The organism is Tardiphaga sp. 709 (genome assembly GCF_032401055.1).
Classification (GTDB): domain Bacteria; phylum Pseudomonadota; class Alphaproteobacteria; order Rhizobiales; family Xanthobacteraceae; genus Tardiphaga.
Genome location: NZ_CP135529.1, coordinates 1034319 through 1059490, shown reverse-complemented (window position 1 = coordinate 1059490; position 25172 = coordinate 1034319). Strand labels below are relative to the sequence as shown.

Genomic DNA, 25172 nt, shown 5'->3' with positions numbered 1-25172 from the left:
CGGAGGAAATCATGAAATTGACGCTCTGGATGTCGTCCATCGGACTGTCGTCGCTTGCAGTTGCAGCGGCCAGCGGCTGGTTTGCCGCCACGATTTTTGCGCAGCCTGCCACCAGCAAGGAGCCGCGCTTTCCGCAGCTCACCATGGATCAGCTCGACGCCAGGCAGAAGCCGCTCGGCGAACAGGTGATGAAGGTCTCAAGCGTGGGGCTCGCTGGTCCCTATAATCCGATGATGCGCAGCCCGGTGCTCGGGCAAAAGCTGTTCGATCTGTTCGCCTATCTGCGCTGGGATACGTCCGTTCCCGTCAAGCTCAACGAATTCGCGATCATCATTGTCGGGCGGCAATGGCGCTCGCAGGTCGAATGGTTCGCGCATGCGCCGCTCGCGCAGAAAGCGGGATTGTCGCCTGAGATCATCGCCGATCTCAAGGCCAACAAGCGGCCCGCCAACATGGCTGAGGACGAGGCGACGGTGTACGACTTCGTCACCGAGCTCACGACCACGCACAAGGTCTCCGACGAGACCTATGCGCGTGCCAAGAAGATCTTCAACGATCAGCAGATCGTCGATCTCACGGCCGTGGCTGGCAATTACGTGATGGTGGCGATGTTGCTGGCGATGGCGGAGGAGAGCACACCGCCCGGCAAGGAGGCGCCGTTCAAGCCGGGCGAGCCGTGAGGCCGCGCGTCAGGCAGCCTTGATCGGGTTGCCGGTTGTCGGGTTTTCCGCCGTGGCCGGTGCGGTCGCATCCTTGCCGATGCGGCCGAGATGGGTGAAGCGGAAACCGGCGTCGTATTTGAGGCCGTAGCCGAGTGCGCGGTCGAAGCCGATATGGGCGAACCAGACCAGCGCGATCGAACCGGCAATCGGCTCCGCGGTGGCGATACCGGCCAGCGCGAGCAGCAGCGGCGCGATGGTGGCATGCACCAGATTATAGACCCCTGCGCCGATCCGTGGGCCCGCCAGATAGGCCAGCATGCTGAGGTCCGGGGCGAAGAAGAACAGGGCATAGATCTGCCAAGGCGCGCCCGAGATCCAGTAGAACAGCGTCATTCCGACAAACAGCGCCACGCCTTCCCAGCGCAGCAGGTCGCGTACGCCACCCGTGGCTGCGCCACTGCTTTCATTGATCACGATATTGGCCATCCAGCGCTCTCCCTTGTCTGACCCCGATATAGGCAGGATCGTCGCCGACGCCATGCGATTTTGGGGGATTCAACCCTTCTTGATGGGCGTTTCCACCGCCGAAAACCCCATGCTAGAACCTCGCCCAAACCCTGCGGTCGCCGCGGGCGATAACACGTGACATTGACGGGCTGGAGCACATGAAAGACATCCTGGACACCCTCGAAGCGCGTCGCGCAGGCGCCAAACTGGGCGGCGGCGAGAAGCGCATTGAGTCGCAGCACAGCAAGGGCAAGCTGACCGCCCGCGAGCGCATCGAGCTGCTGCTCGACAAGGGGTCGTTCGAGGAATTCGACATGTTCGTCGAACACCGCTCCGTGGAATTTGGCATGGATAAGTCCAGGATTCCCGGCGATGGCGTCGTCACCGGCTGGGGCACCGTGAACGGCCGCAAGACTTTCGTCTTCGCCAAGGATTTCACCGTGTTCGGTGGTTCGCTGTCCGAGACCCACGCGCTCAAGATCACCAAGCTGCAGGATATGGCGATGAAGGCGCGGGCGCCGATCATCGGCCTCTATGACGCCGGTGGTGCGCGCATCCAGGAAGGTGTCGCGGCCCTCGCGGGCTATTCCTACGTGTTCCGCCGCAACGTGCAGGCCTCGGGGGTGATCCCGCAGATCTCCGTCATCATGGGACCCTGCGCCGGCGGCGACGTCTATTCGCCCGCCATGACCGACTTCATCTTCATGGTGAAGAACACCAGCTACATGTTCGTCACCGGCCCCGACGTTGTGAAGACGGTGACCAATGAGGTCGTCACCGCCGAAGAACTCGGCGGCGCCAGCGTGCATGCCACGAAATCCTCGATTGCCGACGGCGCTTTCGAGAACGATGTCGAGACGCTGCTGCAGATGCGCCGGCTGATCGACTTCCTGCCCGCCAACAACACCGAAGGCGTGCCGGAATGGCCGAGCTTCGACGACATCGAACGCACGGATTTGTCGCTCGATACGCTGATCCCCGACAATCCGAACAAGCCCTATGACATGAAGGAGCTGATCCTCAAGGTCGTGGACGAGGGCGACTTCTTCGAGATCGCGGAGACCTTTGCCAAGAACATCGTCACCGGCTTCGGTCGCATTGCCGGCAAGACGGTGGGCTTCGTCGCCAACCAGCCGATGGTGCTGGCCGGCGTGCTCGACAGCGACGCTTCGCGCAAGGCCGCGCGCTTCGTGCGCTTCTGCGACGCCTTCAACATTCCGATCGTCACTTTCGTGGACGTGCCGGGTTTCCTGCCGGGCACTGCGCAGGAATATGGCGGCCTCATCAAGCACGGCGCCAAGCTGCTGTTCGCCTACAGCCAGTGCACCGTTCCCTTGGTGACCGTGATCACCCGCAAGGCCTATGGCGGCGCCTTCGACGTGATGGCCTCGAAGGAAATCGGCGCCGACATGAACTACGCCTGGCCGACCGCGCAGATCGCGGTCATGGGCGCCAAGGGTGCGGTGGAAATCATCTTCCGTCAGGACATCGGCGACGCCGACAAGATCGCCGCGCGCACCAAGGAATATGAGGACCGCTTCCTGTCACCCTTCGTCGCCGCCGAGCGCGGCTATATCGACGACGTGATCATGCCGCACTCCACCCGCAAGCGCATCGCCAGGGCGCTCGCGATGCTGAAGGATAAGCATTTGGAAGTGCCGATGAAGAAGCACGACAACATGCCGTTGTAGCGGCGTCACGCTGGAGGGGGCTCACATGCAGATAACACGAGCGGCTGTTTGTCTTGTTGCGTTCATGCTGCCTTCCGTCGCCGTTCAGGCGGCGTCCATCAACATCGTGGCACTCGGCGCCAGCAACACCTACGGTTACGGCCGCGGCAGAACCAATGGCGGTGTCGAGCCGTCGCAAGCTTTTCCCGCGCAACTTGAGGCGATGCTTCGGGCGCGCGGAGTCGATGCCCATGTCGCGAACGCCGGAATTCCCGGCGATACGACTGGCGGCATGCTGCAACGGCTCGGTTCGGCCGTGCCGGACGGTACGCAGATCGTCATTCTCCAGCCCGGCGGCAACGACGCGCGACGCGGCGAAGGCGCCAGCCGCGCGGGCAATATAGCTGCCATCCAACAGCAACTGGCGGCGCGCCATATCAAGGTGATCATGACCGGCATGGCCGCGCCGGCAAGCACGCGCGATCCCGATGGCCAGCATTTCAACGCCAGCGGCCACGCGGCAGTCGCGTCATCGCTCGTGCCAAGAGTAATGGCGGCGATGCGGGGGAAATAGCCGAACAATCTTAGCCCGGATGTGCGCAGCGAAATCCGGGAGGAATTGTCCGACGCGGTCCCCGCATGTCGCTTCGCTCATGCGGGCTACAGGGCACCTTTACGCCGCCATCGCTTAATCCGTTTCCGCGAAACGCTTGCATCTTTCGGAATGCGGAGCGAACGTATCCATCGCTTGCCATCGGGCATCGTCGATATTGTAGTAGTCGTCCCTGACAGGAAAACAGGCGGAGCCGCGCATGACCAAGCACCGCATCTGGATCAACCATGTCCTCGCAGCCGTGACGCTCATTAGCGTGACCTGCAGCGCGGCGATGGCCGACGAGACGGTCAGCGTCGGCGGGTCGCGGGCGGTCTTGATCAGGCCGAAGGCGCCGCGCGCCAGCGTGATCCTGATGCCGGGCGGCAGCGGTGCCATCAATCCAGGCGAGCATGGCGAGATCAACGGGCTGAAGGGCAATCAGCTCGTGCGAACCCGCAGCGCCTATGCCGCGCGGGGTCTCGCAGTGCTAGTGGTCGACGCCGGGACCGATCTGTCCAGCGCGGTGCAATACATGGCTGCGATCAAGCGCCCGGTGACGGTGGTCGCGACCAGCCGCGGGACGCAACGTGCCGCCGAAGGCATTGCGCGCGGTGCGCGGCCGGATGCGCTGGTGCTGACCTCGGGCTTTCTCAGTGCGGAGTCGGGCAGCGGCAGCAATGTGATGTCGATCATCGGATCGCTATCGGCGCTGCCGCGCACGCTTGTCATCCATCATCGCAATGACGGCTGCAAAGTCACCGCGCCGGCCGGCGTCGATCCGTTCGTGAAATGGTCGGCCGGTCGCGCCCGCGTGGCGTGGCTGAGCGGCGGTCGCAATGACGGCGATCCCTGTGAGGCGCGGGGATATCATGGCTTCAACGGGCTCGATGGCCAGGTGGTCGGGCTCGCTGCCGGCTTTCGATAGTCTCGACGTCTGAATATGTAAGTTCCCGCGGGCATTCAGTTTCCATTCATGCCGCTGGTCCGATCCTGATCTCCTCACGGATATCAGGGAGAGATTGCGATGGAACGCCGTCATTTTCTGAAGATCGCCTTCGGCTTTGTCGCGGGCGCAGGGGTGGTCGCCCAGACTGTCACCCGGGCCCAAGCCGCACCGCTACTGCCGACCAATCCGCTCGACAACCACAAACCGGACAGTGAACCGCAGCCTGCGGTGGCCTCACAGGAGGATGTCGATCGTCTGCAGCCGGAACAGGTGCGCTGGCATCGCGGCTGGCGGGGACGGCATTGGGGCTGGCGCCACAGGCACTGGGGTTGGCGCCGTCGCCGCTGGGGCGTCCGGCGCCGTTACTGGCGTCGTCGTTACTGGCGCCGCCGCTACTGGTAGGGCAAGCCCGTTTGTGCTGACGCTCAGTCTTTCCAGGGCGTCAGCGGTTTGGTCTGGCCGGGTTCAATGCCGCTCAGGTGGCGACGCACGTTGTCATAGCTACGATCGCCGGGGGCAAAGGTCTGCGAGCCGTCAGCCGGCTTGCCGTCCACCGTGCGGGTGAAATGCAGCACCAGGCTGTCATCGGCATTCATGGTGGCGCTGCCATAATAAGGCATCGACAGCCGCGCGTCCTCCGCCATGGCCGCGCCAGCCATGAGTAGAATGGGGAGGGTGAGAAACAGACGGGTCATGACACCTCCTGCTGTGAGGTTGTGATGGAGGCTCAGGAAGATGGCGGGGATTTGTCCGCCGCCGGTCACCGCATGCACGGATTTGTGTTACAGGTCGCCGTCATCCGCTGCCGACGAGTCCCATGCCCCATACCGAAGCCCTGCTGTTTCCGCTTGCCATGATCGCGCTCGTTGCCGAGGCGATGACGGCTGCGCTCGCGGCCGGACGGCGCAAGATGGATTGGCTGGGCGTCGCCATGCTCGGCTGCATCACTGCGCTCGGCGGTGGTTCGATGCGCGACATGCTGCTCGGGCACTATCCGCTGTGGTGGGTGAAGAGCCCGTATCTGCTGCTGCTGACCGGCGGTGCGGCGCTGGTGACCATCGGGCTTGCACGGGTCGTTCATCGTTTTCACGCGCTGTTTCTGGTGCTCGATGCCATCGGTCTCGTGGTCTTCACCATCATGGGCTGCAACATCGCACTCGCCATGGATCAGCCGCTGCTGATCGTCGTGGTGGCCGGGATGATTACCGGCTGCGTCGGCGGCGTCATTCGCGACGTGCTGTGCAACGACGTGCCGCTGCTGTTTCGCGCCGAACTTTATGCCAGCGTGTCGATCGTCACGGGGCTTCTGTATATCGGCGGCATCAAATACGGATTCAGTCCCGATCTCGTGACGCTGGTCGCCGCCGTGACCGGTTTAGTATTCCGCCTGCTGGCAATCCGGCTGAAGCTGGAGATGCCGAAATTCGTCTATGACAGCGACGCCAAATAGCGCTCTGCGTCAGCGCAGTCCCATGCAGCTGGCATAGAATGTCGTGGTGGCCGGCCAGTCGGAAAACACACCGCGCACGCCGACGTCTCTCGCCAGCACGTCCAGCACCGTCAGCGTGTCGCCGTCGCGATCGATGGCGGGTTTGATCGAGCGATGGAAGAAACCGCCGCCGTTTGCGAGCGGCCCGTCGCGCTCCAGCGACCATGTGATCAGATCGAGCCCGGCATCGCGCGCTGCCTTGGCATAAAGGGAGGGCACGATCTGACCGCTGCCATCGAGCGTCAGCAGCATGTAGATCGGCGGCGCGAGAATCTTGACGCCGGCAACCTTGAGTTCGGCCATCGACGGTTTCCACGTTTCCGCGCGCATGTGATCGAAACCCGGTGTTTCATAGCGGCCGTCGAGATAGACCGCCTGCGCGCCGAATTCCGGCGCGGTGCGGATCCAGAACTTGATGTCGTTGAGATCGAAGCTCTGGGCAAATACGTCGCCAGGCGGAATGCCGGCGGCACGATATTCGTCGAGCATCTGGGTTGCGTATTTCTCCTGGCTGTAATCGCCGTCGAACGGCATCGGCACTTCCGGCGCCTTCAGCTCCGGCGTGAATTTGGCGCCGAGGCTCTTGATCAGCGCGATGCTCTCCGCGTGGGTCATCAGCGTGCCCGAGCTGGCATAAAGGTCGGTGCGCCAGCGCAGTGTGCCGTTCTGATAATCCGCAACGGTCGTGGCAGAGGTGTTGGCGGCATCCATCTTCGCCGTGAGCGTTCTGAACTCCGCCAGCGTGATGTCGCTGGTGCAGCATTTCGCCGATGCCTTCTTGCCGGTGGCGGGATCGGCAGGGCTGAAAGGTTGCGTGCACTTCGCTGCAAGCGATGGCACCGACAGGATGTTCGTTGTCGTATGCAGGTCGCATTGCGAATGCCGGCAGACCAACTGGCGGTCCTTCGTAAAGGTCACGTCGCATTCGATCACGCCGGCGCCCATGCGCGCCGCAGCGAGATAGGACTCCCGTGTATGCTCGGGAAATTGCAGCGGCGCGCCGCGATGGGCGATGGAGAAATCGCTCTTGCGAAACGGCCCGGTGCAGGTGCTCAGCTTTGCCTTCAGCGGGCCGTCTTTCATCTTGTCGACGAGATAGAACGGCCGTGGACCTAGCTGCGGCTCGGGCAGTGCGATGGTGTCGGCGCGGCCGGTCGTCAGCGATGAGAGGCCGAGCAGCCCGGCCAGTATGAGACGACGCAAAGCGCGCGACATGACGATCTCCAGAATAGCGAAGTGCCATTCTGTCATCTTCGTGTGACGGCTGTAACCGGCGCGTGGGCAACAAAAAACCCCGCCAGTGGCGGGGTCTTCGTCGTCAGGATTATGCAGCGATCACCAGCGGCGGATGCAGCGGCCGTAGGGATTGCGGAAGAAGCCGGGGGGCAGTAACCCGGGCCGCGCGGTGGCGGACCACGGAACATCGGGCGGCAACCGCCATAGGGACCGCGGGCATAGCCGGGGCCGCAGCCCTGAGCGACCTGGATCACGCCTGCCGTGTCTGCAGCGCTCAGCGGAGCCAGAGGCATTGCGCTGGCGGCACCGATGCCCCCGACGCTAACGGCAAACAAGGCTGCCGCAAAGATCGTCTTCATTCGTGTTCTCCCTCGATGGTGCCGCGATGCGGCGCAGAGAATAATGATGGCATCGCATCACCCGCTGCAGGACTCTTACGGGCAAGAAAATTGCTGGGATCAACGCTGCACAGCACGATTAAGCCGATTCGATCTGAATACAGCATGAATGTTTCGGGATATCTGCGTGGCAGGGCGCGGCAGTTGCTACTTCGCCGCGAGAAATCCCAGCATCAATTCGTTGAATTTGGCCGGTGCATCGAGAAACACGATATGGCCCGCGTCCGGCAGCACCTCGGCCTTCGCGTTCGGCATCTTCGCCGCCAGCGCCTTGGCCAGATCGGCGTTCTGCCCCATCTTCGGCCGCAACGCCTCCGGCGCATTCGGCTTGCCCGGTGCGTTATGATCGTCGGCGCCCATGATGAACAGGGTCGGCAGCGCGATCAGCGGGATTTCGTGGACCACGGGTTCGCGATAAATGAGCTGCGCCGAGCTGACGAAGGCGCGCAGCCAGCGTGGATATTCCGGTGACCCCTTGATGTTGAAACGCGCGTCGATAAAGGGCGTTACCTGATCGGGTTGCATCTTCAGCGAATAGTTCACCTCGAGCTGTTTGCGGTAGCCCTCCGCCGTCAGCTTGTCTTCGTTCTCCAAAATCTTCTCGGTCGGTGTCGGTGGCACATAGAGGCGATAGTCCTCAAGTCCGATCGGCGCCGCGAGCAGCAGGTGATCGATGCGGTCGGGATAAGCGCGGGCAATGCGCACGCTCAACATGCCGCCGAGGGAATGCGCCACGACGTCGAATTTCGCGATCCCGAGGTGATCCATCAGCGCGACGGTGTTGCGGGCGAGGTTGTCGAAATGCAGATCGCCTGATGGCTTCGACGATTTGCCGAAGCCGATCTGATCGGGGACCACGACGCGGTAACCTGCATCGTTCAACGTGCCGATCACCGGAGCCCAGTAGCTCGACGGGAAATTGCGGCCATGCAGCAGCACCACAGTCCGACCATTGGGCTTGGTCGATGGCACGTCCATATAGGCCATGCGCACCTGCTCGCCGTCATTGACCAGCGGCAGCATGTTGACGGGGTAGGGATAGGGGAAACCTTCGAGGCCGATGCCGTAAGGCTCGCGTGCCGCAGGAGGCTCGGCCGCCTGCGATGAGGTGAACGGCAGGGTTGCAATCAGCGCAGCGAGCAGCAGGCGGTTCATCGAGAAAGCTCCGGGAGAAGGAAGGTCCGGCGCGGTTTCAGGCTGCATTGCGGCAAAGGTAAGCCGGCGTCTTCACGTTTTCCGGATGGCGTCGCCGGTCGTGCCGAACAATGACTCGAAGCGCTTCTCGCCGCTGCGGGTGAAATGCACTACGCGGCTGCCGGGCGAGGAGTCTCTGGCCGCCCATTTCATGGCAGTAAATGAGATCATGATGGCGGCGCCAAGTGTCCCGGCCAGATGGTGGCGTCGCTCGCTCCAGTCGAGGCAGGCCTTGCAGACCGGCCGGCGCGGATGAGCCAGCGTTGCCGGATCTATCCTCAATTCTTCAGCAACGAACCCGCTGCCCTGGGTCGTGAGTTCGATGACCTGCTCGGTCTGCCGGATCAGTCTCTGTGCCCGCATACTGTCGAGCATCTGCACGCCAAGATCGCCGGCGAGGTGATCGTAGCAAATCCGTGCGCGGCGCAATGCCGGTTCTTTCGGCCCGGTGCGAACGCGAAGATGGCCCGCGCGGGCTGCCAGGCCGGCCAGACCTTCCAGCACGCCGGCGACATCGGGGCCGGTGAGGCGATAATAGCGATGGCGCCCTTGTTTTTCCGGCTCGATCAAGCCGCCTGCTTCGAGCTTGGAGAGGTGCGAACTCGCCGTTGGTGCAGTAATCCCGGCTTCCTGGGCGAGTTCGCTCGCGGTCAGCGCACGGCCTGTCATCAGCGCCGTCAGCATATTGGCGCGTGCGGGGTCGCCGACGAGTGCAGCGACCATGGCGATGTCCGGACCCGCTTTCATACTTCGATGCTAATCGAAGTGTCACAGTCCCTCAAGCGGTTATATCGAAGTATCTGCAAAGGGAGCCGTTATGACGATCACTGTCTTCATTCGCTATCAGATCGATCCGTTCAAACGCGAATTTTTTGAAGCCTACGCCAAGCGCTGGCTGACGATTATTCCCAAATGCGGCGGTGATCTGCAGGGCTACTGGATGCCCCATGAAGGGACGAACAACGCCGCATTCGGCCTGATCTCGTTCCCAAGTCTCGCGGCCTATGAAGCCTATCGCGCCAGACTTCGGAGCGACGCGGACGGCGTTGCGAATTTCGCGTCGGCCGAGGAGCACCGGTTCATCCTCGCGGAGGAACGCACGTTCCTGCGTCAGGTGACCGCATAATCCATGCGCAACAAAGCCGCGGGCATCGATGCCCGCAGCCTTGTCTGCCCGGTCGCGCCGTTACTTCGGCGCGCCGCCCTTCGAGCTGTCGATCTCGGTGCCGGTCGGAGCCGATTGCGGAGCCTGCGGTCGCGCAGGTGCCGCACCGGTGGTGACGCCGGACTGCTTGTTGGTGGGCGTCACGTCACGTACGCCGGGTGCCACTGGCGGCTTCGAATAAGAGTCCGCGATGTTGTTGGTTGGCGCCGGCGCCTTTGGCGTGCTGTCCTGCGTCGCTGGCGGGGACTGGGACGCGGTCTTCGTCGCGTCGCCCGGAGTCGTGGATGTATTGTTCAAGCCGTAGAATACGGCGCCGAGCAACACAACAACGCCAAGTGCATAAATAGCCATGCGGCTACCGCTCGCTGGCCCTTCCGCGAGTTCAGGATCGGCCTGCAGCTCATTGTCGAGCCGCGCAGGATTGCGGATGTCATCAGCGGGATTTGGACGATACGGATCATTGGGATTGGGAATGTTTGCCATGTCGTGCCCTCCTGTGCAGAGGGACAACCGTCAGATGAGGTGCATGTTCCCGCGATTGCGCCATTCCAGAGCCAGGTCCTATGTGGCAATGCAGCGTGATCGGGCCTGCTCATCAGATGTTAAGGCCTGGCTGCGACGCTGAGGCGATTATTGATTCGCAGAAGCGCGTGGCAGCCCGAATGTTCGATACGATTATCCTCCTGACGGGTCCTGCTGAGCACTCGGTCTTCACAACTTTGCTCCGTGGTCACAATCCGGACCTCACGGTCCTTCCTGTTTTTACAGCTGAAGATCTGGCGGCGATCGAGCCCGACTGGCTACGCCGGGCGCGGATGATTTCGTTCACCACTGGCGTCATAGTCCCCAGCGCGGTGCTCGATCAGCTTGGCTTTGGCGCTTACAACTTCCATCCCGGTCCGCCGCAATATCCCGGCTCGGCACCGGCGCATTTTGCGCTCCACGATCACGCGACCGACTTCGGCTGCACGGTCCATCGCATGATTGCACGTGTCGATGCCGGACCGATCGTGGATGTCGAGGCGTTCCCAATTCCGGCTGATATCAGTGTCGCGGGTCTGGAAGAGATTGCCTATACGAAGCTGGTGCAGACTTTCTGGCGGATGGCACGCGTCCTGGCCACACAGCCGGGCCCGCTGATCGAGCGGGCGCTGCGCTGGGGCAACACGCGTCACACGCGTAAGGCCTATGAGCAGATCTGCGATATCCCGGTAAGCATCGAGAAAGATGAACTGCAGCATCGGGTCAAAGTCTTCGGCACCGACCATTTCGGCATCGTGCCGACCATCGGTCTGCACGGCTTCCAGTTTCGGGTCGTCGTGCCCGACACTGAAAGTGCTATTGCGGATGAAGCTGTCGAAGCCTAGTGGTTTGCCGCGAAGCTTTGGTGCTGCGCGGGCGGGGTCGCTGACGTGTGCGTCTTGGACACCTTGCCGTTGAATTCATAGAGCAGGAAACTCAGCACCACGAGTAGTCCCACGCCGATGATGGCCTTGGTCGGCTTGTGATCATGCTCTTCGCCACAATCCGGATGATAAGAACCGTTATTCGTCGACACCATATCGCTGCCGGCGAGTTCAGGCTGCGACGTCCAGGTATTCAGCTTCTGATTCATTTCCGTCCTCCATGCCTGATGTTGTCAGGGTGACCGGACAGCAATGGCCCGTAAAGGCCGATGTTCCGTTTCGGGGGCGCTATTAGCGGGATGCTGCCTTGCTGAGAGGCAGTGTTTCGAAATATTTCTGAAAAAGCTTTGGAACCCATCGCTCCCCGACGCGTTTCAACATCTCACCGGCATAGGTGACACGTTAGGGGCAGTTTCGGAATGAGTGGCGATAACGGCCGGTTTGCAACCGGCGTACCGGGTCTCGATGCGATCCTGGGCGGGGGCGTTTTCGACGGCGGCATCTACATCATTCAGGGCGCCCCGGGCGCCGGAAAGACGATTCTGGGCAACCAGATCTGCTTCGCGCAGGCCGCGCAGGGGCGTAACGCGCTTTACATCACGCTGCTTGCAGAGAGCCACGCCCGCATGATCGGGCATATGCGGCGGATGACCTTCTTCGATGAAGCGTCAATTCCCGACCGCATGTCCTATGTCGGCGCTTTCAAGACGCTGGAAGACGACGGGCTGCGCGGGCTGCTCGATGTGGTTCGCCGCGAGGTGCGTACCCGGAATGCCAGCATTCTGGTGCTCGATGGCCTCATCACCGTCCATGAGAAGGCGCGTTCCGAGCTTGAGCTGAAGAAGTTCATCCACGAATTGCAGACCCAGGCGGCGTTCAGCAACTGCACCATGTTCCTGCTGACCAGCGCCTTCGACGCCGATGCACATCCGCCTGAGCATACGATGGTGGACGGTCTCATCGAGCTGCAGTCGGCACTGCATGGCCGGCGCGCCGAGCGGTCACTTCAGGTCCACAAGCTGCGTGGCAGCTGGTTCATGGGCGGCAAGCACTCCTATCGCATCACCGAGAACGGCCACGCCATCTATCCGCGTATCGAGGCGCTGCTGGAGACGCCCAGCGTCTGGGACAGCGCCGACGGTCCGATGGTGTCCGTCGGCATTGGCGGCGTCGACAAGATGCTCGGCGGCGGCGTCGATACGCATTCGGTGACCGTGGTGCTCGGGCCTTCGGGGTCGGGCAAAACCACGGCCGGTCTTCAGTTCCTGACCGGCGGTCCCGCCAATGAACCGGCGATGCTGTTCGGGTTTCACGAGAATCCGATGGCGCTGCGGATCAAGGCCGACAGCCTCAAGCTGCCGCTGAAATCGCGGGGCGACAAGGTCACGCTGATGTGGCGTCCGCAGACAGAAGCGGTGCTCGACGAGGTCGCAACCGAGCTGCTCGCGACCATCAGGCAGAACGGCGTGCGCCGTCTGGTGATCGATGGCATCGAAGGCTTCTCGAAGCTCACCGACGAAAAGGAGCGCATCGGCTCTTTTTTGTCGGCGCTGTGCAACGAGTTGCGCGCACTCGGTGTTACCACGCTGGCGACGGCAGAAACCGATCACGCTGGCATGACACCCGGGCAGCCGCTCAAGGGCGTCAATCAGACGGGTCTCTCCGCGGTTGCCGAGAACATCATCGCGCTGCATCTCGCAGCCCTGCGCTCGGAAAACCATCGTCTGATGACCATTCTGAAATCGCGTGACCGCCGGACCGATATGCGCATGCGTCGATTTGAAATTCTCGACGGCGGCATCGTTCTTGATGTCGATTTCCAGAGCGCGGAGCGCATCCTCAGGGACATTTCTAGTCAGGGACCTGCACCAACTCCATCGACGGATCTTAAGTTGACTGGAGAATAGCGGTGCGAACTGTCCTGATTGTCGAGGACGAATGGGCGATCGCGGACTGGCTCGAAGTCCTGTTGAGCGAATATGCCTTCAATGTCCTCGTAGCCGGCAACGGCCGTGAGGCGCTCGACATTCTGCATCGGGACACGCCCGATCTCGTGCTGACCGATTTTATGATGCCGTTCCTCGACGGCGCCGGCCTGATCGCAGCGATGGGGCAGGACGAGCGGCTGAGCGGAATTCCGGTGGTCGTCATGACCTCGTTGCTGGAGCATGTGGTGCGCGACCGGGCAGGGCGTTTTCGCGCTTATCTGCGCAAGCCGTTTCGCGAGGCCGATCTGATGAAGATCATCGGTGAGATATTCCCGGGCGAGGCCTGAGCCTCCTTTGGCGGATCGTGCTGCATCGCACTGCAACGTGAAGCCGTTACGTCCTTGCGCCAAAGGCCTTTGCGGCGACACAACGTGACAAGTCTACCGGCCGCATTCATCACGAAATTGCGTTCTTTGGACGCGGGGCTCCATTGCCCAGAATTGTGGTGCGTCCCGTTCAAAATCCAACATAGACTGTTTCTAAGGGAGTCGAACGACCCCAGATAATAGGCGCGAGCAGGCCGGACGACACAGTCCGGGGCGATAGCCCGAGGCCGCAGTGACGAGGGTGGGAATGGGAATTAATCAAGGCGCGATCAGTCTCGATCAGAAATACACCCAGGGCTCCGGCCACATCTTCCTAACCGGCATTCAGGCGCTGGTTCGGCTGCCGATGGCGCAGGTCCGCAGGGACCGCGCGGCGGGTCTCAACACCGCAGCTTTCGTTACCGGCTATCGCGGCTCGCCGCTCGGCGGCTACGACCAGCAGCTCGTGGCGGCGCGCAAGCATCTCGATCAATACGGCGTCAAATTCCAGCCCGGCGTCAACGAAGATCTCGCAGCCACCGCGATCTGGGGCACCCAGCAACTCAATCTTTCGCCCGGCGCCGAATATGATGGCGTGGTCGGCATCTGGTACGGCAAGGGCCCCGGCGTCGATCGCTGCGGCGATGTCTTCCGTCACGGCAATGCTGCAGGCTCGGCAAAATTCGGTGGTGTGCTCTGTCTCGCCGGCGACGACCACGGCGCCAAGTCGTCGACCGTGCCGCATCAGTCGGACCATGCCTTCATATCGGCGCTGATGCCCTATCTCTACCCGTCGTCGATCCACGAGATGATCGAGATGGGCCTGCTCGGCATTGCAATGTCGCGCTATTCCGGCTGCTGGGTCGGCATGAAGGTGATCACCGAGACCGTCGAGACCACGGCGGAGATCAACCTCAACGACGAAATGACGCCGTTCAATATTCCGACCGATTTCGAACTGCCGCCGGATGGTTTGAACCTGCGCTGGCCGGACGATCGCTATGTGCAGGATCGCCGGCTGCAGGATTATAAGGGCTTCGCAGCGATCGCCTTTGCCCGCGCCAACAACATCAACCGCGTCACCATGGACTCGCCGAATGCGCGCTTCGGCATCATGGCCTCCGGTAAGAGCTATGAGGACGTGCGCCAGGCACTCCGCGAACTCGGGATCACCGAAGAGGTCGCAGCAAAGATTGGTCTGCGTCTCTACAAGATCGGCATGCCGTGGCCGCTGGAGCCGGAAGGCGTACGCAAGTTTGCCGTCGGCCTCGAAGAGATTTTCATCGTCGAAGAGCGCCGCGAGATTGTCGAGAACCAGGTCAAGCAGGAGCTGTTCAACTGGCGCGATGATGTGCGGCCACGCATCGTCGGCAAGATGGATTCTCACGATCATCGCTTCCTGCCATTCGCCGAAGAGCTGAGCGTCGCCAAGGTTGCGACCTCGCTGGTGGATCGTCTGCTGGCGATGGAGATCGATCCGGAGATCGCAGCACTGCTGCGTGCCAAGGCCGACTGGTTTCACGGCCGCGAGGCTTCGCAGGTCCAGAACGTCGTACCGATCACGCGCACGCCGTATTTCTGTTCGGGCTGTCCGCACAATACCTCGACCAAGGTCCCGGAGGGCTCGCGCGCGCTGGCCGGCATCGGCTGTCATTTCATGACGCTGTGGATGGATCGCTCGACCGAGACCTTCACCCATATGGGCGGCGAGGGCGTGCCATGGACCGGCATTGCGCCGTTCACCAAGGAGAAGCACATCTTCGCCAATCTCGGCGACGGCACCTACTTCCATTCCGGCTCGCTGGCGATCCGCCAGTCGATCGCCTCCAAGGCGAACATCACCTACAAGATCCTCTACAACGATGCCGTGGCGATGACCGGTGGTCAGCACCATGACGGCGACCTGTCGCCGCAGAAGATCACGTTCCAGCTCCACAGCGAGGGCATCCGCGAGATCTATCTCGTGTCGGAGAATCCCGATGCCTATCCTGCCAACACCATTGCGCCGGGCGTGAAGCTGGCGCATCGCGACGAACTCGACAAGGTCATGAAGGCCTGCCGCGAAGTGCCGGGCTGCTCGGCCATTGTCTTCGTGCAGACCTGCGCCGCCGAGAAGCGTCGCCGCCGCAAGAAGGGCATTCTCGAAGACCCGCAGCGCCGCGTGCTCATCAACCCGGCAGTCTGCGAAGGCTGCGGCGATTGCTCGGTGCAGTCGAACTGCATTTCGGTGGAGCCGCTGGAGACCCCATTGGGTCGCAAGCGCACCATCAATCAATCGTCCTGCAACAAGGACTATTCGTGCCTCAAGGGTTTCTGCCCATCCTTCGTCACCGTCGATGGCGGCAAGCTGAAGCGCAAGGCGCCCGTCGAACTCGGCGCCATCGGCGCGCTTCCCGAACCGGCCACGCGGCCGACCCTCGACAAGCCCTATAACATCGCCGTCGGCGGCGTTGGTGGCACCGGCGTGCTGACCATCGGTGCGCTGCTTGGCATGGCCGCGCATATCGAGGGCAAGGCCTCGATGATCCTCGATATGTCCGGCCTTGCGCAGAAAGGCGGCGCGGTGCTCAGCCATGTGCGTCTCGCCAACGACACCGGCGACGTCACCTGTTCGCGCATTGTCACCGGCACGGCGGATGTCCTGATCGCGGCCGATGAAGTGGTGGCCATCGCCAAGGACACGATCTCGCTCTGCGAGAGCTCGCGCACCTTTGGCATCGTCAACACCCATCTCATTCCGATCGCGGATTTCGTGCGCAACCGCGACTTCAATTTCCAGTCCCGCAAGGTCAACAACGTGCTGGAAATGTCGCTGCGCAAGGAATCGACATTCCTCGATTTCACCAAGGCAGCCGAAGCACTGCTCGGCGATTCCATCGCGACCAACATGATGATGATGGGCTTTGCCTATCAGCAGGGGCTGCTGCCGCTGCAGGCAGCGTCGATCGAGCAGGCCATCGAGCTCAATGGCGTCTCGATCAAGATGAACATGCTGGCGTTCCAGCTTGGCCGTCTTGCCGCCGCCGATCCTGCACGGCTCGCGGGCATGCTCAAGGGTGCCGATGAGACGATCGCGCCAAAGACGCTGGATGAGATGAGCCTGGACGAGATCGTCGCCCATCGCAGCGGATTGCTCACGGACTATCAGAACAGCAAGCTCGCCGAGCGCTATCAGGCGATGGTCGATCTGGTCCGCGAGGCCGCCATGCGTGGTGGCTATGACGATGAACTGCCGCGCGCGGTGGCGATCAACTACGCCAAGCTGCTTGCCTACAAGGACGAATACGAGGTCGCGCGGCTCTATACCGACGGCAAGTTCGAGAAGCAGCTGCGCGATCAGTTCGAGGGTGACGTCAAGATCAGCTTCAATCTCGCGCCGCCGATGCTGCCGGGTACCGATGCGTCGGGGCGCCCGAAGAAGCGCGCCTTCGGCGCCTGGATGCTGCCGCTGTTTCGCATTCTGGCGAAGCTGCGCACCTTGCGCGGTACGCCGCTGGATGTGTTCGGCTACAGCGCCGACCGCAGACTGGAGCGCGACCTGATCGCCGGCTACGAGAAGGACGTCGCCACGGTGTTGAACCTGCTGTCGCCGCTGACGGTGGATACGGCCGTGCAGCTTCTCTCGCTGCCGGACAGCATTCGCGGTTACGGCCCGGTGAAGGAAGCCTCGGTCGTGGCGGCGAAGGCGCGCTATGCCGAACTCGCCAAGGACCTCGCCAATCCGCCGCCGGTGCCGCGCCAGATCGCGGCGGAGTAGGGCTCCTGCTTTTCCCTCCCACTGCGCGGCTTCGCCGCTTGGGGGAGGGATATCGCGCCCGCCTGCGCGTCTCAGCTTCTTCGAATGTCAAACAGCCACTGCCCTTCAGACATGCGTCATCGCCCCCATTATTAGCGGCGCGGGGGCGCCGTCGTGTTTCGCATTCCCACCCTCCCTTGAGAGGGCGTGCGGAACGCCGGGTGCCCGTTGCACCCTTGGGCCTGATGCGATGCGGTCTTCCGCAAGTGTGAGTGCATCAGGACTTTCGGAGGCGCCGAGCAAGTGCCCGACGTTCCGCATACGGTGTTTTTTTCAGCCTGCTTGCACTTTGCCTTGGCGAACGGTCCGATCACCAAAATGATGGTCCCACGGCGGAGGGACAGGGAGCCTCAAGCGAGTAAGCCGGACGCGTTTTGACTTGGTCGTCCGTCACACTGTCCAGGGGTCTTTCCATCCCAAGGTCGGCCGTCTCCTTGCCAGTGGCAGTGCTGGCGCAGATCCGTCCTGCCCGACGACAGACGTCACCCCCAAACCGCGTAACGCCGCATCTCCGGCGTCCACCGCATCCCACCCCGCGAACGTGACGATCGCGATCGCCCCTCTCGGTGGGGCAGGACGAAGGGGAATATAAACCTTATGGGGATGTTGTCAATGAGGGTAGGAAAAAATGTTTAGACACCCAAAACTCGTCATTCCGGGGCGTGGCCGGCTCTTGCCGGACGCGAACCCGGAATCCCAGCATGGGAGTCTCCGATCGCGCCAAACACTTCGAGATTCCGGGTTCGCACTTCAGCGGCTCCGCCGCCTCCGTGCGCCCCGGAATGACGAGCGAGGACAAAGGCCCGGAATCCCGGAATGACGGGGCAGGACGAAAGCCTCACACCCCGATATTGTCGATCAGCCGCGTCGTGCCGATCCTTGCAGCCACCAGCAGGCGCACCGGGCCGTCTTTCATCGAGGTCACTGGCGCCAGTGACTCCGCATGGCGCGCTTCGAAGTAGTCGAGTGTGAAGCCCGCTGCGGTGATCATCGCGGCGCCACCGGCCATGGCGGTCTCAAAACTTTCGCCCGCCTTCAGGCGCTTCGCGGTTTCCTTCATCGCCTTGTAAAGCACCGGCGCCGTGGCGCGGTCTTCCGGCGAGAGATAGACGTTACGCGACGACATCGCGAGACCGTCGCGCTCGCGCACTGTGGCTGCACCGGTCACCTTGACGCCGAGATCGAGATCCCGTGCCATGCGCGTCACGACCTTGAGCTGCTGGTAGTCCTTCTCGCCGAAGAACGCCATGTCCGGTCGCACCTGCGTGAACAGCTTGCCGACGACCGTCGCGACGCCGCCGAAGAAATGCGGGCGGAAGCGATCTTCGAGGTCGGCGGTGGCCGGGCCTCCGGTCGTGATCTTCGTTGCGAAGCCCTCCGGATACATCACCTTGGCGTCGGGATTCCAGATCAGGTCGACGCCGGCTTCGGTGAGTTTGGCGACGTCGCTCTTCCAGGTCCGCGGATAGGAGCCGAAGTCCTCGGTCGGGGCGAACTGCGTTGGATTGACGAAAATCGATACCACGACCTTGCTGGTGCGGCGCTGGGCGAGGCGCACCAGGGAGACGTGGCCGTCATGCAGCGCTCCCATGGTCGGCACCAGGCCGATGGTCGCCTTGCGTGCCCGCAGGCCGTCGAGCGCCTTGCGGAGGGCGGGCAGGGTGCGGGCGACGATCGGGGTGCGGGGCATTGCGGCTCGTTCTTGTTGTTGGCTGCGGCGGATGAGGGCGTGCGCGCCCTGCTTATCAAAGCTCGCGGGATCACCCAAGCCTCACGATACCAGGCTGCCGGGTGTCCTGATGCCGCAACCGGCCGCCGGGATTCATGATTAAGCGCGGCTGATCGCCCGCAGAGCAGGATGCCCCTGTATTTAGCTTGACCCTTGCCGCGCCTCGCGATTTGAAGATGATCGAGGGATCGCGCGATGTTGATGCAAACCACCCAGGGTCAGTCCGGCACGGCGCATGTGATCGTGCTTGGCAATGAGAAGGGCGGGTCGGGCAAATCGACCACCGCGCTTCACATTGCCGTTGCGCTGCTGAAGGCCGGTCAGCGCGTCGCCACCATCGATCTCGACAGTCGCCAGCAGAGCTTCACGCGCTATATCGCCAACCGCGCAGCCTGGGCGCAGAGCGCCGGGCTTGCGCTGGAAGTGCCGACCCATAGCTGCGTCAAGCTCGGCGAGACGATGCAGATCGCCGACAACGAAGCCTTCGAACTCGATCAGTTCATGACCGCGGTGAGTGCGGTGGAGCGTACCCACCATTTCATCGTCATCGACACGCCTGGTAGCGATACCTATCTGATGCGGTTGGCGCATTCGATGGCCGATACGCTGGTGACGCCGATCAATGACAGCTTTCTCGACTTCGACGTGCTCGGCGCCGTCGATGCTACAAGCTACAAGGTGACCGGCGAGAGCCACTATTCGAAGATGGCGCGCGAAGCCCGGCGCAAGCGCCGTCAGCACGATGGCTCCACCACCGACTGGATCGTGGTGCGCAACCGGCTCTCGGTGCTCGGCTCGCGCAATAAGATGCTGGTTGCCGGCGTCCTCGATCAGCTCTCGCTGCAGCTCGGTTTTCGCGCCATCGACGGTCTCGCCGAGCGCGTGATGTATCGTGAGTTCTTCCCGCGTGGCCTGACGGCGCTCGACGATCTCAACGAAGTCACGCTCGGGCGTCGCCCGAGCATGGGCCATGTCACGGCGCGCGAGGAAGTCATCGAACTGCTGCGCAAGTTGAAGCTGCCGCTCGATGAGCGTGGCCGTCGCCGCGCCGCCAATCGCGCCGAGTGGTTTGCGCAGGTCGACAAGCCGCTGGATGTTCACGACATCCTTGGCAACTGAGTCGCGTTCACTGTGCAAAGCCAGCGCTGCCGGTTCGGCAGGCTATGAACGATCCCGCACTCAACTTTATCCTGATAGTACAGGTATCATTGTCTTTTACCGGGGAACGAGTAGCCCGTTCGACAGTTGATTTGTCGTTGAAATAAGGGCGTTTTTGAAATTCCGATCCCTTGCGAAATTCGTTCAAAATCGCTCAATTCGACCATGGCTTTCTTTAGCAGGTGCACAAGAAACGGGTGCGGCGCACAATAACATGGCTCGGAATTCACAATATTTAGCCTTTCTGTCACCGGGCTGTGACATATATGCTGTTGAAGCAGCCGCTTGAGGGTCATCCGACCCCATAAGTGCTGTAGCCGGCTGAGACTTCTCTCTAGCTGGCCGATCAGGGACGAACATGAAACGCGGACTTCTCATTCTGCTTTCGGTTTGCGTGCTGGCCACCGCCGCGTATTTCACCGCGTCGAAGTGGGCCATTCGGCATGAAACGCTGACGTTCTTTGACGCGACGCGTAATCGTCCTGTGCAGGTCGACATTGCCGTTCGCCGCGATAAGGAAATGCAGGCCAATGCCGGCATGATCACCTTGCCGGTCGCGGTTCTCAATCACGGTAACACCGTCAAGTTCACCGAATACTCGTTCCTCGCGAACGTGTTTGCGGCGCGCGGTTATATGGCCGTCAGCATCCAGCACGATCTCGATACCGACGCTCCGCTCGTGACCAAGGTCGGCGAGCTCTATGTCGGCCGTCTGCCGGTCTATGAGCGTGGCGTTCAGAACATCAAATACGCGGTGAAGGAGTTGAAGAAGATTCAGCCGAACTCCGACTACGATCATCTGACGCTGGTTGGCCATTCCAACGGCGGCGACATCTCGATGTTCTACGCCAAGGAATTCCCGGATGACGTCAAGAAGGTCGTAACGCTGGATAACCTGCGCGTGCCGTTCATGACCGATGGCAAATTCAAGATCCTGTCGTTCCGTTCGCATGACTCGGTGTTCAAGCCGGATCCTGGTGTCGTGCCGGATGACGAGATCTGTGAGAAGGCCGGTATCACGGTCGTCAACACCGGCGCGCAGCACACCGACATGAGCGACCGCGGACCGGAAACCCTGAAGACAAAGATTCAGGGTCTGCTCGACAAGTTCCTTGACGACGACAGCAAGCTGTCGCCGGTCACCGGCAAGCCGAAGATCATCGAGCAGCCCGCTCAGCAGAGCAGTGTGACTGACCCGAACAAGATCGCGCAGTATACGCCGAGCGTGAACTGAGTGCTGTGCTGCGCGGTTGACCGCGCGGCCTATGCTCGCCACATGAAGCTTGCAGCAAACGCGAGTTGTCATGGCCAGCGATCCCACCATTCCCACGTCCAAGACCGATACGCTGACCCAGCCGTCGGCATCGGCCGACATCGCGGCATTTGTAGCAAAAGCGAAAGCGATGGCGCCGCATGCAGCGGGCGGCCGCGGGCGGCTGGTGTTTGCGCTCGATGCCACCATGAGCCGGCAGCCGACCTGGGATATGGCCTGCACGCTGCAGGCCGACATGTTTCGCGAGGCGGCATCGATCGGCAGTCTCGATATCCGTCTCGTCTATTTCCGCGGCCTCAGCGAGTGCCGTGCGACCGGCTGGATTTCGGACACCACACAACTGGCGCGGCTGATGGGCAAGATCGCTTGCCAGGGCGGTCAGACCCAGATCGGTAGAGTATTATCGGAGACGCGGCGCGAGGCGGTGGCCTCTGGCGTGCGCGCGCTGGTGTTCGTGGGCGACGCCATGGAGGAGTCCGTCGACGAGCTCTGTGCGCGGGCCGGTGAACTCGGCCTGCTGAAAGTACCGGTCTTCATGTTTCAGGAAGGGCAAGACCCGGCGGCCGAACAGGCGTTTCGCGAGATTGCCCGGCTGACCGGTGGCGCCTGGTGCCGGTTCGATCCGGGAGCCGCTGCGCAGCTCCGCGAATTGCTGCGCGCGGTAGCCGCCTATGCTGCGGGCGGACGGGAGGCGCTGACGCGGCTGGCGTCGTCGGCGCCGGGTGCGGCAAAGCTGCTCGGCCAGATGCGATAAACGGTCTGCAAAACCGTTTCGCGGATCGCGGCAACCGACTATCTAAAGCTCATGCCTACTTTGATCGCCGGCGCGCTCGCCGTCTTCGTACTTTACATGCTGCTGCAGATGTTCCGCTCGGCGAACCCGGCGCTGCTGGCGCGCGGCATCAAGCTGGCCGGCGGTGTGCTGGCGCTGGCCGTAGCGGCCTTCACCGGGATCAAGGGCGAACTGGCGGTGGCGATCCCGCTCGGAATCTTCGGGGCGGGTCTCTTGGGCTGGGCGCCGTTCGGCACCGCGGGCTTCAGCAATATCGGCAGCATGTTCGGGGGCGGGACCAAATCGTCCGGCCAGACCTCACAGGTCCGCTCGGCGTTTCTCGACATGACCCTCGATCATGACAGTGGCCAGCTCAGCGGACGGATCGTGGCCGGCCCCTATGCCGGTCAGTCGCTCGATGCATTCGACCTGCCGCAACTGGCGGCGATGATGGCCGGCTTCGACGCGGAGAGCGTGGCGTTACTTGAAAGTTATCTTGACCGCCGGTTTCCCGCCTGGCGTCAGAACGCGCAGGGCGATACGGCAGGGCGGCACGACCGTGCGGCGTCTGGCAGTAAAATGACGGAAGAGGAGGCTTATCAGATCCTTGGCGTGAAGCCGGGTGCGACCCGCGACGAGATCAGCCGCGCGCACCGATCCCTCATGAAGAAACTGCATCCCGACCAGGGGGCTCGACGTACCTGGCGGCCCGAGTCAACGAGGCCAAGGACACTCTGCTTCGCACGCATCGCAGCTAACTCCAGCACGCTTTTACGCTACAACTGCGAGCAGCTTCCGTTTCTCTGAGAACGCCCCATCGCCCACCGTTGCCCGGCGTGGTCGATCAATCCCCGTCTGTATTTTGTAGCGGCTAAGTCTTGACGAGAAGTTGTCGCCACGGGGATTTATGGTGACCAAAAGCAAAATGGCCGGGACAATGTCCCGGCCATTTGCGTATCCGACGGTATCAGTCGATCAGTTCTTGATGGTGATGCAGGAGATCTCGGAACGCTTCAGCGTCTTGCAGACGGCTTCGGCTTTTTCGCGGTCGAGGCCGGCGAAGCGGGCGCGGTAGAGTTTCCTGTCGCCCTTGCCGACGACGGCTTCAGTGAACGGGTCGGCTTTGCCGAGCAGGCCACGGGCCTGTTCACGCGCGGCATCAAGGCGGATCCGTGCCTCGCTCTCGCTTTCCAGTGCGCCGACCTGGATGATCCAGCCGGTATGGGATGCGACGGGCTTGATGGCGCCGCCCTGCTGCACGGCCTGCGGAGCAGGGGCCTGAGCGGCAGGCGCGCTGCGCGGCGACGGATCGGCATAGGCCATCTGGGTGCCGCCCTGAGCGCTTCCCTGGGCCGGCAGAACACCGAGAAGCCCATTGCCGGTCCCAAAGCCTGCCGGCTGGCGCGGCATCTCCGAGCGGGCATAGAGCGAATTGGTGGTTTCGGGCGAACGGGCGGTGGTTTCCGGGCGCGCCGCGATGGTGTTGGTGGCGGCGGGAGGGGCGGGCTGTTCGCCGCCGGCGGAGGCCAGCTTGTACTGACCGGACTTGACCTGGACGGTGCGGACCCGAACCGGCTTCATCGGCTCTGACGAGCCGGGAATGGTCGCGATGGCTTCAGACTGGATGACACCTGAATTCAGCGGGCCAGGCTCCGGCTTGCGGGCCTGCGGCATCGGTGCCGCCGGGGGCAGGGCTGCGGTGGCGGCAGCGAAGACGGACGGGCGGGCCACGGGCGTAGCGACACGAGCCGGCGGTTCGGAGACCGGTTCAGCGACGACCGGCGTCGCAGCAGCCACCTGAATGGCGCCGTTGACCTGTTTGGTTTCGGTCGGACGCGCCTGGGCTTCGGCTTCGGCGACCTCGGTCGCGGATTCGGACGGATTGCGCTCGGTGATCGCAGCCACGGTGCGGCGGGTGGCACCCTTGTCCAGGTTCTCGGCGAGCAGGTTGCGCATGGCGGCGTCACGGGCGCCGCCGCTGCGGCCGCCCAATACGACGCCGACCAGATGGCGGTTGCCGCGCTTCATCGACGAGACGAGGTTGAAGCCGGAAGCGCGGGTATAACCCGTCTTGATGCCGTCGACACCTTCGACACTGCCGATCAGGCGGTTGTGGTTGCGGATGTTGCGGCCGCGATAATTGAAGGAGGCGGTGGCAAAGTAGCGGTAATAGCGCGGGAAGCGATCCTGGATGGCGCGGCCGAGTACCGACTGGTCGCGTGCGGTGGTCACCTGCTCATCATCAGGGAGGCCGGAGGCATTGCGATACACCGTGCGGCTCATGCCGAGCGCGCGGGCCTTCTTGGTCATCAGCTTGGCGAAATCGTCTTCATCGCCGGCAATGGCTTCGGCGATCACAACGGCGGCGTCGTTGGCGGAACGGGTCACCAGCGCCTTGATGGCATCTTCGACGCGCAGCGTCTGACCGGGGCGCAGGCCCAGCTTGGTCGGAGCCTGCACGGAGGCGTGCTGCGAGACGTCCATTTCGCTGTCCAGCGTGAGCTTGCCGGATTCCAGCTTCTCGAACAGCATGTACAGCGTCATGATCTTGGTCAGCGACGCCGGATGCCGCGAACCATCGGGATTGTTGGACGAGAGAACCGCGCCGGAATTGCCGTCGACGATGATCGAGGAGAAAGCGGGATTGTAACTGGAGACGCGCGCGACGTGGCTTCGCGATTTATGGCGCCGGCGGGCATCCGCACTGTCAGTCGTAAAGATGACTGCGATGCTGAGAGTTGCCAGCCCAAGAGCGCACACCCGCAGGGTGCGCGACGAAGCAAACGTTGTGCGAAGCATGGACTTCCCCGTCAGATCAGTCTCATTCCCCGGATCGTGAGGCTAAATTATGCCCAACAACCGGAGATGTGTCTCAGTTTTAAG

The 25172-nt window shown here is 62.5% G+C and carries 25 protein-coding genes and 1 pseudogene; 15 read left to right on the top strand and 11 right to left on the bottom strand.

Translation table 11 applies throughout. From position 1 onward, the window contains the following. Window positions 1–11 precede the first annotated feature (11 nt). Window positions 12–680: a carboxymuconolactone decarboxylase family protein gene (locus tag RSO67_RS05490; protein ID WP_315842693.1), complete on the top strand. Its 669-nt coding sequence runs from the start codon at window positions 12–14 to the stop codon at window positions 678–680. 9 nt (window positions 681–689) lie between these two features. Here RSO67_RS05490 and RSO67_RS05485 read toward each other — a convergent pair whose 3' ends face one another. Then, the gene (locus RSO67_RS05485) at window positions 690–1148 is read right to left on the bottom strand and encodes a DUF4260 domain-containing protein (RefSeq protein ID WP_315842692.1); all 459 of its coding nucleotides are present in this window, start codon (window positions 1146–1148) and stop codon (window positions 690–692) included. Between the two features lie 179 nt (window positions 1149–1327). Between RSO67_RS05485 and RSO67_RS05480 the strand changes: the two genes are divergently transcribed. The 4 genes from RSO67_RS05480 (at window position 1328) to RSO67_RS05465 (ending at window position 4782) form a co-directional block, all read left to right on the top strand. Next, window positions 1328–2860, top strand: a complete 1533-nt coding sequence (locus RSO67_RS05480) for an acyl-CoA carboxylase subunit beta (RefSeq protein WP_149532158.1) — start codon at window positions 1328–1330, stop codon at window positions 2858–2860. Between the two features lie 25 nt (window positions 2861–2885). Beyond that, window positions 2886–3413 carry a GDSL-type esterase/lipase family protein gene (locus RSO67_RS05475; protein ID WP_315842691.1) on the top strand — a complete coding sequence of 176 codons (528 nt, stop codon included), beginning with the start codon at window positions 2886–2888 and terminating at the stop codon, window positions 3411–3413. A 313-nt stretch (window positions 3414–3726) separates the two neighbouring features. Beyond that, window positions 3727–4359, top strand: a complete 633-nt coding sequence (locus tag RSO67_RS05470) for an alpha/beta hydrolase (protein ID WP_410001871.1) — start codon at window positions 3727–3729, stop codon at window positions 4357–4359. Window positions 4360–4458: 99 nt separating this feature from the next. Continuing rightward, window positions 4459–4782, top strand: coding sequence for a hypothetical protein (locus RSO67_RS05465; protein ID WP_315842689.1), 324 nt, complete (start codon window positions 4459–4461; stop codon window positions 4780–4782). A gap of 23 nt (window positions 4783–4805) precedes the next feature. Here RSO67_RS05465 and RSO67_RS05460 read toward each other — a convergent pair whose 3' ends face one another. After that, window positions 4806–5075, bottom strand: a complete 270-nt coding sequence (locus RSO67_RS05460) for a hypothetical protein (protein WP_315842688.1) — start codon at window positions 5073–5075, stop codon at window positions 4806–4808. A 122-nt stretch (window positions 5076–5197) separates the two neighbouring features. Here RSO67_RS05460 and RSO67_RS05455 point away from each other — a divergent pair, with 122 nt between their 5' ends. Continuing rightward, on the top strand, window positions 5198–5830 hold the full coding sequence (locus tag RSO67_RS05455) for a trimeric intracellular cation channel family protein (RefSeq protein ID WP_315842687.1): 633 nt from the start codon (window positions 5198–5200) through the stop codon (window positions 5828–5830). 9 nt (window positions 5831–5839) lie between these two features. Here RSO67_RS05455 and RSO67_RS05450 read toward each other — a convergent pair whose 3' ends face one another. The 5 genes from RSO67_RS05450 to RSO67_RS05435 form a co-directional block, all read right to left on the bottom strand. Then, on the bottom strand, window positions 5840–7084 hold the full coding sequence (locus RSO67_RS05450) for a glycerophosphodiester phosphodiesterase family protein (RefSeq protein ID WP_315842686.1): 1245 nt from the start codon (window positions 7082–7084) through the stop codon (window positions 5840–5842). Between the two features lie 32 nt (window positions 7085–7116). Continuing rightward, the gene (locus RSO67_RS30430) at window positions 7117–7464 is read right to left on the bottom strand and encodes a GCG_CRPN prefix-to-repeats domain-containing protein (RefSeq protein WP_410001808.1); all 348 of its coding nucleotides are present in this window, start codon (window positions 7462–7464) and stop codon (window positions 7117–7119) included. Further along, window positions 7461–7610 carry a hypothetical protein gene (locus RSO67_RS05445; RefSeq protein ID WP_315842685.1) on the bottom strand — a complete coding sequence of 50 codons (150 nt, stop codon included), beginning with the start codon at window positions 7608–7610 and terminating at the stop codon, window positions 7461–7463. The genes RSO67_RS30430 and RSO67_RS05445 overlap by 4 nt, the downstream gene beginning before the upstream one ends. A gap of 40 nt (window positions 7611–7650) precedes the next feature. Next, window positions 7651–8658 carry an alpha/beta hydrolase gene (locus RSO67_RS05440; RefSeq protein WP_315842684.1) on the bottom strand — a complete coding sequence of 336 codons (1008 nt, stop codon included), beginning with the start codon at window positions 8656–8658 and terminating at the stop codon, window positions 7651–7653. Between the two features lie 72 nt (window positions 8659–8730). Further along, window positions 8731–9444: a metalloregulator ArsR/SmtB family transcription factor gene (locus tag RSO67_RS05435; RefSeq protein WP_315842683.1), complete on the bottom strand. Its 714-nt coding sequence runs from the start codon at window positions 9442–9444 to the stop codon at window positions 8731–8733. Window positions 9445–9514: 70 nt separating this feature from the next. Here RSO67_RS05435 and RSO67_RS05430 point away from each other — a divergent pair, with 70 nt between their 5' ends. Next, window positions 9515–9823: an NIPSNAP family protein gene (locus RSO67_RS05430; protein ID WP_315842682.1), complete on the top strand. Its 309-nt coding sequence runs from the start codon at window positions 9515–9517 to the stop codon at window positions 9821–9823. 60 nt (window positions 9824–9883) lie between these two features. Here RSO67_RS05430 and RSO67_RS05425 read toward each other — a convergent pair whose 3' ends face one another. Continuing rightward, the gene (locus RSO67_RS05425) at window positions 9884–10345 is read right to left on the bottom strand and encodes a hypothetical protein (protein ID WP_315842681.1); all 462 of its coding nucleotides are present in this window, start codon (window positions 10343–10345) and stop codon (window positions 9884–9886) included. Window positions 10346–10425: 80 nt separating this feature from the next. On the opposite strand from RSO67_RS05425, the gene RSO67_RS05420 reads away from it, so the two are divergent. Further along, window positions 10426–11229, top strand: coding sequence for a formyltransferase family protein (locus tag RSO67_RS05420; protein ID WP_315842680.1), 804 nt, complete (start codon window positions 10426–10428; stop codon window positions 11227–11229). On the opposite strand, the gene RSO67_RS05415 is transcribed toward RSO67_RS05420, so the two are convergent. Further along, window positions 11226–11477 carry a hypothetical protein gene (locus tag RSO67_RS05415; RefSeq protein ID WP_315842679.1) on the bottom strand — a complete coding sequence of 84 codons (252 nt, stop codon included), beginning with the start codon at window positions 11475–11477 and terminating at the stop codon, window positions 11226–11228. The genes RSO67_RS05420 and RSO67_RS05415 overlap by 4 nt on opposite strands. 210 nt (window positions 11478–11687) lie before the next feature. On the opposite strand from RSO67_RS05415, the gene RSO67_RS05410 reads away from it, so the two are divergent. The 3 genes from RSO67_RS05410 to RSO67_RS05400 all read left to right on the top strand — a co-directional run bounded on the left by RSO67_RS05410 (window position 11688) and on the right by RSO67_RS05400 (window position 17318). Continuing rightward, window positions 11688–13175, top strand: coding sequence for an RAD55 family ATPase (locus RSO67_RS05410; protein ID WP_315842678.1), 1488 nt, complete (start codon window positions 11688–11690; stop codon window positions 13173–13175). A 2-nt stretch (window positions 13176–13177) separates the two neighbouring features. Next, the gene (locus RSO67_RS05405) at window positions 13178–13543 is read left to right on the top strand and encodes a response regulator (RefSeq protein ID WP_315842677.1); all 366 of its coding nucleotides are present in this window, start codon (window positions 13178–13180) and stop codon (window positions 13541–13543) included. A 286-nt stretch (window positions 13544–13829) separates the two neighbouring features. After that, the gene (locus RSO67_RS05400; RefSeq protein ID WP_315842676.1) at window positions 13830–17318 is read left to right on the top strand and encodes an indolepyruvate ferredoxin oxidoreductase family protein; all 3489 of its coding nucleotides are present in this window, start codon (window positions 13830–13832) and stop codon (window positions 17316–17318) included. 877 nt (window positions 17319–18195) lie between these two features. Here the strand turns inward: RSO67_RS05400 and panC are convergent. After that, entirely contained in the window at window positions 18196–19047 is an 852-nt protein-coding gene (gene panC / locus RSO67_RS05395) for a pantoate--beta-alanine ligase (protein WP_315842675.1), read from the bottom strand. A gap of 234 nt (window positions 19048–19281) precedes the next feature. Between panC and RSO67_RS05390 the strand changes: the two genes are divergently transcribed. The 4 genes and pseudogenes from RSO67_RS05390 (at window position 19282) to RSO67_RS05375 (ending at window position 23047) form a co-directional block, all read left to right on the top strand. Beyond that, window positions 19282–20205, top strand: coding sequence for a division plane positioning ATPase MipZ (locus RSO67_RS05390; protein ID WP_315842674.1), 924 nt, complete (start codon window positions 19282–19284; stop codon window positions 20203–20205). A gap of 397 nt (window positions 20206–20602) precedes the next feature. Beyond that, complete coding sequence (locus RSO67_RS05385; protein ID WP_315842673.1) at window positions 20603–21478, top strand: alpha/beta fold hydrolase; 876 nt, start codon at window positions 20603–20605, stop codon at window positions 21476–21478. A gap of 70 nt (window positions 21479–21548) precedes the next feature. Then, entirely contained in the window at window positions 21549–22271 is a 723-nt protein-coding gene (locus RSO67_RS05380; RefSeq protein WP_315842672.1) for a VWA domain-containing protein, read from the top strand. A 51-nt stretch (window positions 22272–22322) separates the two neighbouring features. Beyond that, window positions 22323–23047, top strand: a pseudogene (locus tag RSO67_RS05375) (DnaJ domain-containing protein). A 217-nt stretch (window positions 23048–23264) separates the two neighbouring features. Here RSO67_RS05375 and RSO67_RS05370 read toward each other — a convergent pair. Then, window positions 23265–25088: a D-alanyl-D-alanine carboxypeptidase gene (locus RSO67_RS05370; protein WP_315842671.1), complete on the bottom strand. Its 1824-nt coding sequence runs from the start codon at window positions 25086–25088 to the stop codon at window positions 23265–23267. Window positions 25089–25172 lie beyond the last annotated feature (84 nt).

Bases quoted from the DNA above. Each gene is read 5' to 3' on its own strand.
- RSO67_RS05490 (WP_315842693.1), top strand. From the start codon at position 12: ATGAAATTGACGCTCTGGATGTCGTCCATCGGACTGTCGTCGCTTGCA.
- RSO67_RS05485 (WP_315842692.1), bottom strand. From the start codon at position 1,148: ATGGCCAATATCGTGATCAATGAAAGCAGTGGCGCAGCCACGGGTGGC.
- RSO67_RS05480 (WP_149532158.1), top strand. From the start codon at position 1,328: ATGAAAGACATCCTGGACACCCTCGAAGCGCGTCGCGCAGGCGCCAAA.
- RSO67_RS05475 (WP_315842691.1), top strand. From the start codon at position 2,886: ATGCAGATAACACGAGCGGCTGTTTGTCTTGTTGCGTTCATGCTGCCT.
- RSO67_RS05470 (WP_410001871.1), top strand. From the start codon at position 3,727: ATGGCCGACGAGACGGTCAGCGTCGGCGGGTCGCGGGCGGTCTTGATC.
- RSO67_RS05465 (WP_315842689.1), top strand. From the start codon at position 4,459: ATGGAACGCCGTCATTTTCTGAAGATCGCCTTCGGCTTTGTCGCGGGC.
- RSO67_RS05460 (WP_315842688.1), bottom strand. From the start codon at position 5,075: ATGACCCGTCTGTTTCTCACCCTCCCCATTCTACTCATGGCTGGCGCG.
- RSO67_RS05455 (WP_315842687.1), top strand. From the start codon at position 5,198: ATGCCCCATACCGAAGCCCTGCTGTTTCCGCTTGCCATGATCGCGCTC.
- RSO67_RS05450 (WP_315842686.1), bottom strand. From the start codon at position 7,084: ATGTCGCGCGCTTTGCGTCGTCTCATACTGGCCGGGCTGCTCGGCCTC.
- RSO67_RS30430 (WP_410001808.1), bottom strand. From the start codon at position 7,464: ATGAAGACGATCTTTGCGGCAGCCTTGTTTGCCGTTAGCGTCGGGGGC.
- RSO67_RS05445 (WP_315842685.1), bottom strand. From the start codon at position 7,610: ATGCTGTATTCAGATCGAATCGGCTTAATCGTGCTGTGCAGCGTTGAT.
- RSO67_RS05440 (WP_315842684.1), bottom strand. From the start codon at position 8,658: ATGAACCGCCTGCTGCTCGCTGCGCTGATTGCAACCCTGCCGTTCACC.
- RSO67_RS05435 (WP_315842683.1), bottom strand. From the start codon at position 9,444: ATGAAAGCGGGTCCGGACATCGCCATGGTCGCTGCACTCGTCGGCGAC.
- RSO67_RS05430 (WP_315842682.1), top strand. From the start codon at position 9,515: ATGACGATCACTGTCTTCATTCGCTATCAGATCGATCCGTTCAAACGC.
- RSO67_RS05425 (WP_315842681.1), bottom strand. From the start codon at position 10,345: ATGGCAAACATTCCCAATCCCAATGATCCGTATCGTCCAAATCCCGCT.
- RSO67_RS05420 (WP_315842680.1), top strand. From the start codon at position 10,426: ATGTGGCAATGCAGCGTGATCGGGCCTGCTCATCAGATGTTAAGGCCT.
- RSO67_RS05415 (WP_315842679.1), bottom strand. From the start codon at position 11,477: ATGAATCAGAAGCTGAATACCTGGACGTCGCAGCCTGAACTCGCCGGC.
- RSO67_RS05410 (WP_315842678.1), top strand. From the start codon at position 11,688: ATGAGTGGCGATAACGGCCGGTTTGCAACCGGCGTACCGGGTCTCGAT.
- RSO67_RS05400 (WP_315842676.1), top strand. From the start codon at position 13,830: ATGGGAATTAATCAAGGCGCGATCAGTCTCGATCAGAAATACACCCAG.
- panC (WP_315842675.1), bottom strand. From the start codon at position 19,047: ATGCCCCGCACCCCGATCGTCGCCCGCACCCTGCCCGCCCTCCGCAAG.
- RSO67_RS05390 (WP_315842674.1), top strand. From the start codon at position 19,282: ATGTTGATGCAAACCACCCAGGGTCAGTCCGGCACGGCGCATGTGATC.
- RSO67_RS05385 (WP_315842673.1), top strand. From the start codon at position 20,603: ATGAAACGCGGACTTCTCATTCTGCTTTCGGTTTGCGTGCTGGCCACC.
- RSO67_RS05380 (WP_315842672.1), top strand. From the start codon at position 21,549: ATGGCCAGCGATCCCACCATTCCCACGTCCAAGACCGATACGCTGACC.
- RSO67_RS05370 (WP_315842671.1), bottom strand. From the start codon at position 25,088: ATGCTTCGCACAACGTTTGCTTCGTCGCGCACCCTGCGGGTGTGCGCT.